At 67.6% G+C, this 14,789-nt stretch carries 15 protein-coding genes; 14 read left to right on the top strand and 1 reads right to left on the bottom strand.

Features of this window, described 5'->3' with window-relative positions:
* The first annotated feature begins 40 nt into the window (after positions 1-40).
* From ON43_RS31680 to ON43_RS31645, 8 genes are all read left to right on the top strand, one after another.
* Positions 41-1,015 (top strand): NADPH:quinone oxidoreductase family protein, encoded by a 975-nt coding sequence (locus ON43_RS31680; RefSeq protein ID WP_040813399.1) that lies wholly within the window; start codon positions 41-43, stop codon positions 1,013-1,015.
* Between the two features lie 89 nt (positions 1,016-1,104).
* A complete protein-coding gene (locus tag ON43_RS31675) occupies positions 1,105-2,223 on the top strand; it encodes a winged helix DNA-binding domain-containing protein (protein ID WP_040813397.1) in 1,119 nt (372 codons plus the stop codon).
* 95 nt (positions 2,224-2,318) lie between these two features.
* The gene (locus ON43_RS31670; RefSeq protein ID WP_040813395.1) at positions 2,319-3,653 is read left to right on the top strand and encodes an amidohydrolase family protein; all 1,335 of its coding nucleotides are present in this window, start codon (positions 2,319-2,321) and stop codon (positions 3,651-3,653) included.
* A gap of 99 nt (positions 3,654-3,752) precedes the next feature.
* A complete protein-coding gene (locus ON43_RS31665; RefSeq protein WP_051179513.1) occupies positions 3,753-4,535 on the top strand; it encodes an ABC transporter ATP-binding protein in 783 nt (260 codons plus the stop codon).
* Entirely contained in the window at positions 4,535-5,407 is an 873-nt protein-coding gene (locus ON43_RS31660) for an ABC transporter permease (protein WP_040813393.1), read from the top strand. The genes ON43_RS31665 and ON43_RS31660 overlap by 1 nt, the downstream gene beginning before the upstream one ends.
* A 36-nt stretch (positions 5,408-5,443) precedes the next feature.
* Positions 5,444-6,604, top strand: coding sequence for a hypothetical protein (locus tag ON43_RS31655; protein WP_040813391.1), 1,161 nt, complete (start codon positions 5,444-5,446; stop codon positions 6,602-6,604).
* On the top strand, positions 6,601-7,587 hold the full coding sequence (locus tag ON43_RS31650) for an isopenicillin N synthase family dioxygenase (protein WP_040813389.1): 987 nt from the start codon (positions 6,601-6,603) through the stop codon (positions 7,585-7,587). The genes ON43_RS31655 and ON43_RS31650 overlap by 4 nt, the downstream gene beginning before the upstream one ends.
* Positions 7,588-7,615: 28 nt before the next feature.
* Positions 7,616-8,257 (top strand): GntR family transcriptional regulator, encoded by a 642-nt coding sequence (locus tag ON43_RS31645; RefSeq protein WP_040813387.1) that lies wholly within the window; start codon positions 7,616-7,618, stop codon positions 8,255-8,257.
* A gap of 20 nt (positions 8,258-8,277) precedes the next feature.
* Here ON43_RS31645 and ON43_RS31640 read toward each other — a convergent pair whose 3' ends face one another.
* A complete protein-coding gene (locus ON43_RS31640; RefSeq protein ID WP_040813385.1) occupies positions 8,278-8,799 on the bottom strand; it encodes an Lrp/AsnC family transcriptional regulator in 522 nt (173 codons plus the stop codon).
* A gap of 160 nt (positions 8,800-8,959) precedes the next feature.
* Here ON43_RS31640 and hppD point away from each other — a divergent pair, with 160 nt between their 5' ends.
* From hppD to fusA, 6 genes are all read left to right on the top strand, one after another.
* Complete coding sequence (hppD, locus tag ON43_RS31635) at positions 8,960-10,183, top strand: 4-hydroxyphenylpyruvate dioxygenase (RefSeq protein WP_040813384.1); 1,224 nt, start codon at positions 8,960-8,962, stop codon at positions 10,181-10,183.
* 69 nt (positions 10,184-10,252) lie between these two features.
* Positions 10,253-10,783 (top strand): DUF3558 domain-containing protein, encoded by a 531-nt coding sequence (locus tag ON43_RS31630; protein ID WP_040813382.1) that lies wholly within the window; start codon positions 10,253-10,255, stop codon positions 10,781-10,783.
* A gap of 11 nt (positions 10,784-10,794) precedes the next feature.
* A complete protein-coding gene (locus tag ON43_RS31625; protein WP_086008071.1) occupies positions 10,795-11,355 on the top strand; it encodes a DUF3558 domain-containing protein in 561 nt (186 codons plus the stop codon).
* 277 nt (positions 11,356-11,632) lie between these two features.
* Positions 11,633-12,007, top strand: coding sequence for a 30S ribosomal protein S12 (gene rpsL / locus ON43_RS31620; RefSeq protein ID WP_014353064.1), 375 nt, complete (start codon positions 11,633-11,635; stop codon positions 12,005-12,007).
* Positions 12,007-12,477, top strand: a complete 471-nt coding sequence (gene rpsG, locus ON43_RS31615) for a 30S ribosomal protein S7 (RefSeq protein ID WP_040813378.1) — start codon at positions 12,007-12,009, stop codon at positions 12,475-12,477. The genes rpsL and rpsG overlap by 1 nt, the downstream gene beginning before the upstream one ends.
* A 178-nt stretch (positions 12,478-12,655) precedes the next feature.
* Positions 12,656-14,761: an elongation factor G gene (fusA, locus tag ON43_RS31610; protein WP_040813376.1), complete on the top strand. Its 2,106-nt coding sequence runs from the start codon at positions 12,656-12,658 to the stop codon at positions 14,759-14,761.
* Positions 14,762-14,789: the final 28 nt, after the last annotated feature.

Below are 14,789 nucleotides of genomic sequence, written 5' to 3'. Positions count from 1 at the left end.
GGCTGTAATCGCAGGTGGATTGATCGGAGTTGATCGGGAAATGCGCGCAGCCGTCGTGAGCAAGCTAGAGGGCCCCGAATCCATCGAGGTGCTCGACGTTCCCGAGCCCGCCAGCTATCCCGGTGGTGTCCTCATCGACGTGCACGCCGCCGGTATCGCCTTCCCCGATGTGCTGATGACCCGCGGTCTCTACCAGATGAAGCCGCCGCTGCCCTATGTCGTCGGCTGTGAGGTCGCGGGCATCGTGCGTGAGGCCCCCGAGGACGCACACGTGCGCCCCGGTGATCGCGTGGTCGCGCTGACCCTGCTCGGCAATGCCGCCGCGGAAGTGGCCGTGGCTCCCGTCGACATGGTGTTCAAGCTGCCCGACAACGTCTCGCTGGAATCCGGTGCCGGCGTGCTGTTCAACGATCTGACCGTGCACTTCTGCCTGCGCAACCGCGGCCGCCTGGCCGAGGGCGAGACCGTGCTCGTGCACGGCGCCGCGGGCGGCATCGGCACCTCCACGCTGCGCATGGCGCAGGCGCTCGGCGCGGGCCGTGTGATCGCGGTGGTCAGCACCGAGGAGAAGGCCGAGGTCGCGCGGGCGAATGGCGCCACCGATGTGGTGCTGACCGACGGCTGGCTGGCCGCGGTCAAGGAACTCACCGGCGGCCGCGGCGTCGATATCGTGCTCGATCCGGTCGGCGGCGACCGCTTCACCGACAGCATCCGGTCGCTCGCCTCCGCCGGGCGACTACTCGTGGTCGGCTTCACCGCGGGCGACATCCCGACCGTCAAGGTGAATCGCCTGCTGCTCAAGAACGTCGAGGTGGTCGGCGCGGCCTGGGGCGAATGGGTCATGTCGCATCCCGGCTACCTGAAGGAGCAGTGGGCCGAGGTGGAACCGCTGCTCGCCAACGGCAAGATCGCTCCGCCGGAGCCGGTGATCTACACCCTCGCGCACACGGCCGAGGCCGTCTCCGCCCTCGACAAGCGCACCGCCACCGGCAAGGTTGTCGTCACGCTCCGCTGACGCGTTTGCCTTCCTCCATTACCTTCACCTGCCCGCATGACATGCGGGCAGGTGAAAATTGGGATCCAGAACGCGTAGCGTGCTGAATCGTGAAGCTGTCCAACCGGATCCTGAACCGGACGCTGCTCGCGCGTCAGCACCTGCTGGAGCGATCCACGCTCGGCGTGCACGACCTGTGCGACCACCTGATCGGCCTGCAGGCGCAGGACATGCTGCCGCCTTTCGTCGCATCCTGGAGTCGCATAGCCGATTTCGATCCGGCGACGGTGTCGAAGGCGCTCGACGACCGCTCCCTGGTGCGAATCACCTTGATGCGCGGCACGATTCACCTGGTCACCCCGCCGGACGCGCTGCGCATCGCCCCGCACATCCAGCCGGAACTGGAGAAGATCCCGTTCCGCAAGGGCTTCAACTACGGCGCGCTGGTCGGCCTGGATCCGGAAGCCGTTCGCGCACACGGTGAATCGGTTCTCGGCGACGAGCCGATGTCCGCCGCCGAGCTGCGCGAGCACGCCGCCGCCCGCTACCCCGACCGCGATCCGGGCGCGATCGTGCAGGCCTGGCTCTACCAGCTCCCCGTGCTGCAGACCCCGCCCCGCGGCCGCTGGGGCGACAGCAGCCGCCCGATCTGGTCGCGCGTACAACCCTGGCTCGGCGCACCCCTCGACCCGGACTACCCGCTCGAAGAATTGCTGCTGCGCTACCTGCGCGCCTTCGGTCCCGCCAGCACCATGGACATGCAGACCTGGTCCAAACTCACCGGCATCAAGAAGGCCGTCGACAAACTCGGCGACCGGGTCCGCACCTACACCGACGACCGCGGCCGCACCCTCTACGACGCCGCCGACTGCACCCTGGCCGACCCTGATCTCCCGGCCCCCGTCCGCCTGCTCGGCTGGTACGACAACGCCATCCTCTCCCACCAGGACCGCACCCGCATCGTCCCCGACGGCAATGCCCCACCCCTGCGCGCCTTCGCCAACGCGGTCTCGCCGATCCTGGTGGACGGCTACCTCTCCGGCGTTTACAAGATCTTCCCCGAGGGCGACAAGGCCACCATGCGCATCATCCCGCACAGCGGCTGGACCGCCGCCGAACAGGACGCCATCGAGGCCGAGGCCCATGCGCTGCTGGCCTTCCTGGAACCGAATCGCACCCCGATCGTCGAAATCCTCACACCGGGAGCCGATCTGCGGCCCTCGCGGTAGGCTTCCCGGCACGGCGCTCATGGCTGCAACGGGCGTGCGGGCACCGGCCGAACACCGGGCGGGCGAACCAGCCGCGTTTCCGAGAGGAATGCCGCATGGTGCGCAGCCAGTCCTGTTCCGTCGTCATCGGCGGGGTCACCGTCTACGCCGCCACGCCCGAGGGGCCGCGCTGGCTGCCCGGGCAGCACGTCGTCGTCACCGATGGCGTGATCACCGGTATCGGTTCCGAGGTCCGATCCGACCTGCCGTACACCGATGGTGCGGGCGGCCATCTGATTCCGGGGTTCGTCAACACCCACACCCACTTGCAACAGTCCGTCCTGCGAGGTGCGGGGGAGGGGCTGCCGCTGCTCGAATGGCTGCACTGCGTCGGCGAATTCACCGTCGCGGCCACCCCCGAACAGACCTACCTCGCCGCGCTGGCGGGCGGTCTGGAACTGCTGCGCAGCGGGGTCACCACCGTCGTCGAGCACATGTGGCCGAATCCGTCGGAGGCCGTGCACGACGCGGCGCTGCGGGCACTGGGGGAGTTGGGGATCCGGGTGGTGTTCGGGCGCGGCCTCGCCGACCGCTCCGACCCCACCCGCAAGTGGGGCATGGATCCCCGCCTGGTGCAACCACTTCCGGAGGCCTTCGCGCACATCGCGGATCTCGATGCGCGCCTGGCGGATTCCCGCATCACGACCGCACTGGCCGTCCCGAATCCGCGCTGCCTCACCCCGGACGGCATGGCCGCCGTCGCCGAATACGCGGCGCGGCACGGCAAGACCATCTCCATCCACCTGCTGGAGACCACCACCGACGAGGACATGTGCCGATTGCATGCAGCCTGCTCGGCCGTCGACTACCTGGACGACGGCGGCCTCCTCGGCCCCCGGACCCTGGCGGTTCACTGCTGCAAACTCGACGCCCACGGCCGCGAAACCCTCGCCGCACGAGGCATTTCCGTGTCCTACAACCCGCTCAGCAATATGCGCCTCGGCAGCGGCGTGGCCCCGATCCCCGCCATGCTCGCCGCCGGCGTGCGCGTGGGCCTCGGCGTCGACGGCGCGGCCAGCAACGACACCCAGGACATGCTGCTGGCGCTGCGCATGGGCGCGTACCTGCAGCGTGCGCACCACGAACGCGCCGACCTGCTGCCCAGCGACGAGATGCTCCACCTGGCCACCCGCGGCGCGGCCCCCGCCCTCGGACTCCCGGACGGTCCCACCGGCCTGGCCGTCGGCGACCGCGCCGATCTCACCCTGCTCCGCTTCGACCGCGACTTCGCCTGCCTGCCCGTTCGCGACCCGGGCGCGACCCTGCTGACCACCGGCTCCCCGCGGGTGGTGGACACCGTCTGGGTCGACGGCGAGGCCGTGATCCGCGACGGCCACAGCACCCGGATCTCGGAGCGGGATCTGGTGAAGCTACTGAATGGCATGCGATAACTGTTAATAAGCTCGAAACAGAGGCTTGATTGCATGTAATCCAGCTCGCCAATACTGAGTGCATCAACAAGTTGCACGCAGTACGGAAAGTTGGTGAGCATGGTGACCGTGACCTCGGAAGTCATGAGACCGGAAATCATGACCGCGGAGATCTCCTTCACCGGAGCCGGAAAGCGCTACGGCGGCAACGGTTCCGGTGAGGTGGTCGCCCTCACCGGTATCGACCTCGACATCCGGCGCGGCGAATTCGTCGCGGTGGTAGGGCCTTCCGGCTGCGGTAAGTCCACGCTGCTGCGCCTGGCCGCCGGACTGGAGTCCTGCACCTCGGGAAGCGTTGCGGTGCACACCGATTCGGTCGGCGTCATCTTCCAGGACGCCACCCTGCTGCCCTGGCGCAAGGTGCTGCGCAATGTGGAACTGTGCGCCGAGCTGCGGGGGATCGGCCGCGCCGAACGCCGGGCCCGCGCGACCCGCGCCCTGTCGGCGGTCGGCCTGGCCGATTTCGCGGGCAAACTCCCCGGCCAGCTGTCCGGCGGCATGCGCATGCGGGTCTCCCTGGCCCGCGCGCTGGCGCTGGAACCCGAACTCATGCTGCTGGACGAACCGTTCGGCGCACTCGACGAGATCACGCGTCTCGGCATGCAGGAGGAGTTGCTCCGCCTGTACCGCGACAATGCCTTCACCGCCCTGTTCATCACCCACTCGGTCTCCGAGGCCGTCTTCCTCGCCTCCCGCGTCGTGGTCATGTCCGCCCGCCCCGGCCGCATCCACGAGGTCATCGACATCGACCTCCCGTACCCGCGCACCCGCGACCTGCGCTACGAGCCCGCCTTCACCGACCTGGCCGGGCGCGTCTCGCGAGCGCTGAAAGAAGCCTCCTGATGGCCGTGTCAGCCCCCGCCCCAGCCGTTTTCACCGCCGCGTCCGACAGTCCGGCGGCGGCCGCCGACCCCGCCGTGCGGCGTTCGTTCGTACCCCGCCTGATGCGGCGGCTCCTGGTCCCCGCCATATCGGCCGGATTGGCGCTCGGCGCCTGGTATCTGGTGTCGCTGGTGCTGCTCTCACCGGAGCGGCGGTTCCTGCTGCCGCCGCCGCATCGGGTGTTCACCGAATCCCTTTCCAACCCGGCGAAATTGGAGACCATGCTGCGGGCGCTGGCCGTCACCGCGCGGATCGCCGTCACCGGGCTGGCGCTGGCCGCGGTGATCGGCGTCGCGGTCGGGGTGATCATGAGCCAGGCCAAGGTGGTCGAGCGGGTGGTCTACCCGTATGCCGTGGTGCTGCAGGCGATTCCGGTGCTGGCCGTGGTGCCGCTGATCGGGCTGTGGTTCGGCTACGGATCCACCGCGCGGACCATCGTGTGCGTCCTCATCGCGGTGCACCCGATCATCGCCATGACGCTGTTCGGGATCCAGTCGGTGGACGCCAATCTGCGCGAGCTGTTCGCCCTCGGTCGCGCGAATCGCCTGCGCCGCCTGGTCTCCCTGGAGTTGCCCGCCGCCCTGCCGTCGATCATGGCCAGCCTGCGCACGGCCGCCGGACTCTCGGTGACCGGCGCGGTCATCGGCGACATGTTCTTCGCCAAGGGCAGGCCCGGCATCGGCACCCTGCTCGACACCTATCGCGCCCGCCTGCAATCGGAGGATCTGCTGGCCGCGCTGGTGCTCGCCGCCCTCTTCGGCGTCACCGTCTTCGCGCTGTTCACCGCGGCACAGCGGCTCACCGTAGGTCGCTGGCACGCCTCCAGCCGCTGAAAATCCCTTGCCCCCAGCACTATTCGTGGAGAAGCCATGCCCAAAACCATCCGGCGGCTCGGCGTCGCGGCCTTCGCCGCGCTGACCGTCACCGCGGCGGCCGCCTGTTCCGATGACCCCTCCGACACCCCGGCCGTGGCCCTGCCCGCCGCCCCGGCCGAACAACAGCTCGCCGGCGTCTGCCCCGCCACCGTCGCGGTACAGCTGCAATGGGAACCCGAGACCGATTCCGGCCCGATCTTCGGCCTGCTCGGCCCCGGCTACCGCGTCGACGCCGACAACAGCAAGGTCACCGGCCCACTCGTGGTGGACGGCAAGGACACCGGCGTGAAGCTGGAGATCCGCGCGGGCGGCCCGGCCATCGGCTTCCAGACCGTGCCCTCGCAGATGTACGTCGATTCCTCGATCACGTTGGGCCTCACCCACTCCGAGCAAGCCCTCGCCGCCGCGGGCAAGCAGCCGGTCGTGGCCGTCACAACCCTGCTCCGCTACAGCCCGCAGATGCTCATGTGGGATCCCAAGACCCATCCGGATTGGCACGGCATCGCCGACATCGGCAAAGCCGGTGCACCCGTGGTCGTTTCGAAGGGCCAGCTCTACCCCGACTGGCTGGTGGACCGGGGACTGCTGAACGCCAAGCAGATCGACGCGTCCTACGACAACTCGCCGTCCCGCTTCGTCGCCGATCCCTCCTTCGCGCAGCAGGGCTTCGCCAACTCCGAGCCCTACGTCTACGAGCACGAGGTGAAGGCCTGGAACAAGCCGGTCGCGTATCAGCTGCTGCGCGACGTCGGCTACGAGGGCTACGCCCGCACGGTCACCGTGCGGGCCGACAAGCTGAACGAACTGCGTCCCTGTCTGCAACGGCTGGTCCCCATGATCCAAAGGGCCACGGCGCAATTCCGCGCCGACCCGAAGCCGGTGAACGACGTGGTCGTGGACGTCGTCGCCAAGAGCCCCAAATTCACGCCCTACAGCGCCGAACTCGCCGCCTTCGGGTCCCGGATGCTCATCGACAACGGTCTCGTCGGCCCCGAAAGCGACGGTGTCATCGGCAGTTTCGACACCGCCCGCGTGCAGCGCGTCATCGACGCGTTCACCCCGATCCTGCGCCGCGGCGGCGCGGACGTCCCCGCCGGTCTCACCGCCAACGACCTGGTCACCACCGAATTCATCGACAAGAAGGTAACCCCATGACCTACGACCTGTCCGAAGTCGCCCGCGAACAGCGCATGGGCGGAATCGGTTCCGAGACCGACACCCGCGAGATCCGCGTCATCGACCTCACCGATTTCGAAACCCGCCGGGCCGAGATCACCGACCAGCTCTGGACCGCCGCCACCGAGATCGGCTTCTTCCAGCTGTCCGGCCACGGCATCCCGCAGGCGCAGATCGACGACGTCTTCACGCGCACCGCAGCGTTTTTCGCGCTCCCCGAACCCGTCAAGGCGCAATACCCGCTGGTCAAGGCGAACAACGCGGGTTGGGAGAGCCTGAGCCAGGTGCGCCCGTCCATCGGCGTCCCGGATCAGAAGGAGTCGTACCAGATCACCCGCCCGCACATGGCCGAGCTGTGGCCCAGCGACACCGAACTGCCCGGATTCGCCTCGGCCATCCTCGATTTCGAACACCGTTGCTGGACCGTCGCCATGCGTGTGCTGTCGTGTTTCGCCGACCGCCTCGGCTTCCCCCGCGACCACTTCACCGCCGGCCACGACCCGGCCTCGCCCGAGTATCAGAGCACCCTGCGACTGCTCCACTACTTCGCCGTCCCCGAGGAACTGCGCGACGTCCCCGGCCGCTGGCGCGCCGGCGCGCACACCGACTTCGACTGCCTCACCCTGCTCTTCCAGCGCGACGGCCAAGGCGGACTGCAGGTCTGCCCCGGCAAGGAGATGGAAGACCAGCAGTGGACCTCCATCACCCCCTCCTCGGCCCTCATCACCTGCAATATCGGTGACATGCTCACCCGCTGGAGCGACGACCTGCTGCCCTCCAACTTCCATCGCGTTCGCAGCCCCGGGCCCGAGGAGTACCAGGGCGACCGCTACAGCATCGCCTACTTCGCCCAGGCCGATCGCGACGCCGTCATCGCCGGTCCGCGCGGCGCCTATCCGCCGGTCACCGCCGCCGACTTCCTCACCCAGCGCGTCCAGGCCAACTACCAGCCGCAACGGTAAATTGCACTGCGACAGGAAAGGACCCCTCATGACCGAACCGGACGAGCTGCTCGGCCCGAGCGTGCACCGGCAGCTGCGGCAACTCGTCCTGTCCGGCGAGCTGGAACCCGGTGCGCCGCTGAGCGTCCTGGCCCTGTCCGCGCGACTGGGCGTGAGCCGCAGCCCCGTTCGCGAGGCCGTGCAACAGCTCATCTACGAGGGCCTGGCCGTCACCGTCGCGCACGCGGGCGCGCGGGTGGCCGTCGTCGACGACGACCGCATCCGCGAGGTCCTCGCCGTGCGCGCGGTCCTCGACGGCCTCGCCGCCGCCCAGGCCGCCACCCGCCTCACCGAATCCGACCTCGGCAAACTCACCGCCCTGCTGGGCGTCCAGGAAGAAAACCTGCGCGACAACGCCGACCCGGCCCGCGACACCGAACTCGACCTCGAGTTCCACACCTTCATCCGCGACCGCGCCGGAAACGCCACCCTGGCAACCGAACTCGCCCGCCTCGAGGCCCAGGCTCACCTCTACCGCGGCGACCTGTGGCGGCACCCCCGCAACCGCAGCACCGCCCTGCGCGAGCATCGTCGCATCCTCGACGCCCTGGAATCCGGGCACCCCGGCGACGCCCGCGCCGCCGCCGAAGCCCATGTCTGCGGGCTCATCACCCGCCTGGATCGCCGCTGACCGGTACCGCCCGCCGCTGATCAGGGATGCGCGGCCCGGTACGCCGGGGCCTTGCTGGACCCGGCGGGGGTGAGGGTGCGCAGCAGCGGCAGGGTGCGGTGCCCGATGACCGTGGACAGCACCACCACGCTGTGCGAGCGCACCACCGAACTGGTCTTGTCGATGCTCAGCAGCACCGCCTGCAGCCCGGCATGGGAGTCCGCGCCGATGCGGCACAGCACATCACCGGACCCCGTCGTCGCATACGCCTCCAGCACACCGGGAATCGCCTCCAGGTCCGCGCTCACCGCCTCCAGCGCACCCTGGGCGATCTCCAGCGTCACGAAGGCCTGGACGTCGAAACCGGCTGCGGTGACATCGATCTGGGGGTCGTAGGAGGAGATCACCCCCGCCTCCTCCATGCGCGCGATGCGCGACTGCACGGTGGCGCGGGCGACCCGGGTGCGGCGGGAGAGTTCGAGGATGCCCGCCTTCTGGTACTCGTGCATGGCGGTGAGAATGGCCAGATCCAGCTCGTCTAGCCGGGCGGGCGTGCGAGACATCGCGAAGCCTCCGCTCTGATTCGAGCGGTAGCTCCGCTCGTGCGTGCGCTGCTATTCAAATTGTCCAGCACCGGCGGGCAGATGGTGGTGCAATTCACCAGAGTGTCCAGTGGAATTCGGCGATATTGCCTAGTCGCCACCCCCGGGTTTTCCTGGGCACATGAGCATCGACGCAGGAAAACCAGGCCTCGACGGTTACCTCCCCGCCAGATCCGGCGACCTGCCCGGCGACGACGAGTTACGCCGCCTGGTCGGCCTGGTGGACCACGATGCCGCCGCCGACCCGTTCCCCGTGCTGGGCTGGGACGCGGTGGTATGGGTGGTCGGCAACGCCACCCAGACCGCCCACTATCTGCAGTCCGCCTTCGGCATGCGGTTGGAGGCCTACGCGGGTCCCGAGACCGGCAATCGTGACCACAAGGCGTTCGTGCTGCGCAGCGGCGGCGCGCGATTCGTCGTCAAGGGTGCGGTGGATCCGGCCAGTCCGCTTGTCGCACACCACGATCGGCACGGGGACGGGGTGGTGGACATCGCGCTCGAGGTCCCCGACGTGGACCGCTGCATCGAGCGCGCCCGCGCCCAGGGCGCCACCGTGCTGGACGAACCCCGCGACGAGACAGACGAATACGGCACCGTCCGCACCGCCGCCATCGCCACCTACGGCGAGACCCGGCACACCCTCGTCGACCGCTCCCGCTACTACGGCCCCTATCTCCCCGGCTACATCTCGCGCACCTCCGCCTACGCCCCGCGCCCCGGGCAGCCCAAGCGCATCTTCCAGGCCATCGACCACGTGGTCGGCAATGTGGAACTCGGGCAGATGGACGAATGGGTCGAGTTCTACCGGCGCGTCATGGGATTCGAGAACATGGCCGAATTCGTCGGCGACGATATCGCCACCGAGTACTCCGCCCTGATGAGCAAGGTCGTGGCCAACGGCAATCACCGCGTCAAGTTCCCGCTCAACGAACCCGCGCCCAGCCGCAAGCGCTCGCAGATCGACGAGTATCTCGAGTTCTATCAGGGCCCCGGCGTCCAGCACATCGCGTTGGCCACCAACGACATCCTCACCGCCGTCGATGTGCTGCGCCGCGAGGGCATCGAATTCCTCGACACCCCCGACAGTTACTACGAGGACCCGGAACTGCGCGCCCGCATCGGCCACGTCCGCGTCCCCGTGAACGAACTGCAGCGCCGCGGCATCCTGGTCGACCGCGACGAGGACGGCTATCTGCTGCAGATCTTCTGCAAGCCCATCACCGACCGGCCCACCGTCTTCTTCGAACTCATCGAACGCCACGGCAGCCTCGGCTTCGGCAAGGGCAACTTCAAGGCCCTGTTCCAGGCGATCGAACGCGAACAGGAGGCGCGTGGAAACCTGTGAACAGCAAAGCAACACGGCCGCAAACCCGCCCGCCGAGCCTGATCCGGCAAAACCAGTAGAGTTCACGCCATGCGAATGGCGTCGGCGATCGTGGCGGGGTTGAGCCTCGCGCTGCTGCTGTCGGCCTGTGGGGGGAAGAAGGATTCGAGCGACGAGCCGGGGTTCAAACCACCGCAGAAGGTGGCGACCCTCGGCCCGTTCGTCGGCGAATGCGGCCACCTCACCGACGACGAGGTGCGCGACCTGGGTGGGCTCGGCACCCTCACCACCGTCTTCAAGAACTCCGTCGGCTGCAACTGGCAGGCCGGCGGCATCAGCTCCTCCAGCGTCACCTTCGCCTCCTACCGCGGCAGCCCGATCGACCGCGAGAAGGCGTGGGTCGCCAGCGTCGGCCGCACCCCCGACACCATCGAGGTCGGCGGCAAGAAGGGCTTCCAGGCCCTGGACCCGAGCAACGCCGTCTGCGATCTCGCCGTGCAACTCGACGACGACTTCTTCGAATGGTCCATCTCCTACGGCGTCTTCAGCAGCGGCAATCTGGGCAACCCGTGTGACCGCACCCGCAAGATGGCCGAACTGACCGTGCAGCGGCTCGGATGAGGGGCACTGTGATGCGATCCAGGACCGCGGCCGTCTCGCTCGCCGCGCTCGCCCTGACCGCCACCCTCGCCGGCTGCGGCAAGACCGTGCCCGGCACCGCGCTCCCCGCGGGCGGGACCACCGGCACCGGCGGCACCACCCGCATCAACACCAATTTCGACAAGCTGCTGCGCGAATGCCAGGTGGTCGCCGTCGACGACATCGCCAAGGCGGTCGGCGACAACATGTACGTCGACCCGTCCTTCAACGGCGCGGTCTGCATGTGGAATCTGACCGGCGGCACCGCGGGCAGCGGCATGGTCACCCTCAGCTGGTACGAGGAGGGCTCGCTCAACAATGAGAAGCAGAACAACGACCGCCTCAAATATGTGAGCAACGACATAACCGTGCAGGGCCGCCGCTCGGTGGAAACGCGTCGCCCGAATGATGGGGACTCGTGTGGAGTGAGCGCACCCGCGGCGGACACCGGCATCGTGGGCTGGTGGGTCAACTATCGCGCCGGAACCCAGCACGGGGACCCCTGCGATGCGGCGCGCAAGCTGGTCGAGCTGACATTGAACCTGGCTCGATAAGCCCTCTACCAGCCCCGCTCGAGGGACCCACTTTTGCCCCGGATAGAGCCTGCGGGTATCGTGGACCGCTGTGCCCGGAGCATGCGGGCAAGTTGATGTGCAGTACGTAGGCCAGCGAGAGCGGCTGACCGTTTCAGCATGCCTTGAAAAAGGCCTCTGAGCTGCGCACGACACGCCCGACCTCGTGGCGACGAAATGCCACGGGAACAGGGCGGAAAGCTCGAATGACAAAGACATGAAGTTCCAGACACCTGGTTACTAAAAGGAAAGCCGGTCTATGCCAACCATCAACCAGCTGGTCCGCAAGGGTCGCCGCGACAAGGTCGCCAAGACCAAGACTGCGGCCCTCAAGGGGAGCCCGCAGCGTCGTGGCGTGTGCACCCGCGTGTACACCACGACCCCGAAGAAGCCGAACTCCGCGCTGCGTAAGGTCGCGCGTGTTCGCCTGACCAGCGCGGTCGAGGTCACGGCTTACATCCCCGGTGAGGGCCACAACCTGCAGGAGCACTCGATGGTGCTCGTCCGCGGCGGTCGTGTGAAGGACCTCCCGGGTGTGCGCTACAAGATCATCCGCGGTTCGCTCGACACCCAGGGTGTGAAGAACCGCAAGCAGGCCCGCAGCCGCTACGGCGCCAAGAAGGAGAAGAGCTAATGCCGCGTAAGGGTCCCGCTCCCAAGCGTCCCCTGATCAACGACCCGGTCTACGGCTCCCCGCTGGTGACGCAGCTGGTCAACAAGATCCTGCTGGACGGCAAGAAGTCCACCGCCGAGCGCATCGTCTACGGTGCCCTCGAGCAGGCCCGCGAGAAGACCGGCACCGATCCGGTCGTCACCCTCAAGCGCGCGCTGGACAACGTCAAGCCCGCCCTCGAGGTCAAGCCCCGTCGTGTCGGTGGCGCCACCTACCAGGTGCCGGTCGAGGTCCGTCCGGGCCGCGCCAACACCCTCGCGCTGCGCTGGCTGGTCAACTACTCCCGCGCCCGTCGCGAGAAGACCATGGTCGAGCGTCTGGCCAACGAGCTGCTGGACGCCAGCAACGGTCTCGGTGCTTCGGTGAAGCGCCGTGAGGACACCCACAAGATGGCCGAGTCGAACCGGGCCTTCGCGCACTACCGCTGGTGACCTGTGGCCCGGCCCTCCGTTCGGAAGTGCCGGGAGACGAGTCACATGTCGGGCGCGACCGCCGAGCTGCTACAAGCGAGGCACTTATGCGTCGCGCCCGACGTTGACACCGAGGGCTTCGGAGAACTCGAGGCCTATCCCGTTGAATCCCAACTAGCTACGAGCGGGGAAGATTTCCGTGGCACAGGAAGTGCTCACCGACCTGAACAAGGTCCGCAACATCGGCATCATGGCCCACATCGATGCGGGCAAGACGACCACCACCGAACGCATCCTGTTCTACACCGGTATCACGTACAAGATCGGTGAAGTTCACGATGGCGCCGCCACCATGGACTGGATGGCGCAGGAGCAGGAACGCGGCATCACCATCACGTCCGCCGCGACCACCTGTTACTGGAACGACAACCAGATCAACATCATCGACACCCCCGGCCACGTCGACTTCACCGTCGAGGTGGAGCGTTCGCTGCGCGTGCTCGATGGCGCCGTCGCGGTGTTCGACGGTAAGGAAGGCGTCGAGCCGCAGTCCGAGCAGGTGTGGCGCCAGGCCGACAAGTACGACGTGCCGCGAATCTGCTTCGTCAACAAGATGGACAAGCTGGGCGCTGACTTCTACTTCACCGTTCAGACCATCAAGGACCGCCTGGGCGCGAAGCCGCTGGTCATCCAGCTGCCGATCGGCGCCGAGGACACCTTCGAGGGCATCGTCGACCTGGTCGAGATGAACGCCAAGGTCTGGAAGGGCGAGACCAAGCTCGGCGAGCAGTACGAGGTCGTCGAGATCCCGGCCGATCTCAAGGATCAGGCCGAGGTGTACCGCCAGGAACTGCTCGAGACCGTCGCCGAGTCCGATGAGGCGCTGCTGGAGAAGTTCTTCGGTGGCGAGGAGCTCTCGGTCGAGGAGATCAAGGGCGCCATCCGCAAGATGACCGTCAACTCCGAGCTCTACCCGGTGCTGTGCGGTTCCGCGTTCAAGAACAAGGGCGTGCAGCCCATGCTCGACGCGGTCGTGGACTACCTGCCGTCGCCGCTGAACGTCGAGTCCGTGCAGGGCCACGTGCCCGGCAAGGAAGACGAGATCCTCACCCGGAAGCCGTCTTCCGAGGAGCCGTTCGCGGCGCTGGCGTTCAAGATCGCCACGCACCCGTTCTTCGGCAAGCTGACCTACGTCCGTGTGTACTCCGGCAAGGTCGACTCCGGCGCCCAGGTCATCAACGCGACCAAGGGCAAGAAGGAGCGTCTGGGCAAGCTGTTCCAGATGCACTCCAACAAGGAGAACCCGGTTCCCGAGGCCGTGGCCGGCCACATCTACGCGGTCATCGGTCTGAAGGACACCACCACGGGTGACACCCTGTGCGATCCGCAGAACCAGATCGTGTTGGAGTCCATGACCTTCCCGGATCCGGTCATCGAGGTGGCCATCGAGCCGAAGACCAAGGCCGACCAGGAGAAGCTGGGCACCGCCATCCAGAAGTTCGCGGAGGAGGACCCCACCTTCAACGTGAAGCTGGATCAGGAGACCGGCCAGACCGTCATCGGCGGCATGGGCGAGCTCCAGCTCGACATCTACGTCGACCGCATGAAGCGCGAGTTCAAGGTCGAGGCCAACATCGGTAAGCCGCAGGTGGCCTACCGTGAGACCCTCACCAAGACGGTGGACAAGTACGAGTACACCCACAAGAAGCAGACCGGTGGTTCGGGCCAGTTCGCCCGTGTCATCATCGCTCTCGCGCCGCTGGTCGACGCCGAGGACGGCGCTACTTACGAGTTCGAGAACAAGGTCACCGGTGGCCGCGTTCCGCGTGAGTACATCCCCTCGGTCGACGCGGGCATCCAGGACGCCATGCAGTACGGCGTGCTGGCCGGCTTCCCGCTGGTGAACGTGAAGGCTTCGCTGCTCGACGGCGCCTACCACGAGGTCGACTCCTCGGAAATGGCGTTCAAGATCGCCGGCGCGATGGCCCTCAAGGAAGCGGCCCGCAAGGCCGGTCCGGTGATCCTCGAGCCGCTCATGGCGGTCGAGGTCACCACGCCCGAGGATTACATGGGCGAAGTGATCGGCGACCTGAACTCCCGCCGTGGCCAGATCCAGGCCATGGAGGAACGCAGTGGTGCCCGTGTCGTCAAGGCGCTGGTTCCGCTCTCGGAGATGTTCGGCTACATCGGTGACCTGCGGTCGAAGACCCAGGGCCGGGCCAACTTCTCCATGGTGTTCAATTCGTACGCGGAGGTTCCGGCCAACGTGTCGAAGGAGATCATCGCCAAGGCGACCGGCGAGTAATTCGCTGTCGGGACGGGTTTGCGAGAAT

It is taken from the genome of Nocardia concava NBRC 100430 (assembly GCF_000308815.1).
In the GTDB taxonomy this organism is placed as follows: domain Bacteria; phylum Actinomycetota; class Actinomycetes; order Mycobacteriales; family Mycobacteriaceae; genus Nocardia; species Nocardia concava.
This window is presented reverse-complemented; position numbering and strand designations above follow the sequence as displayed.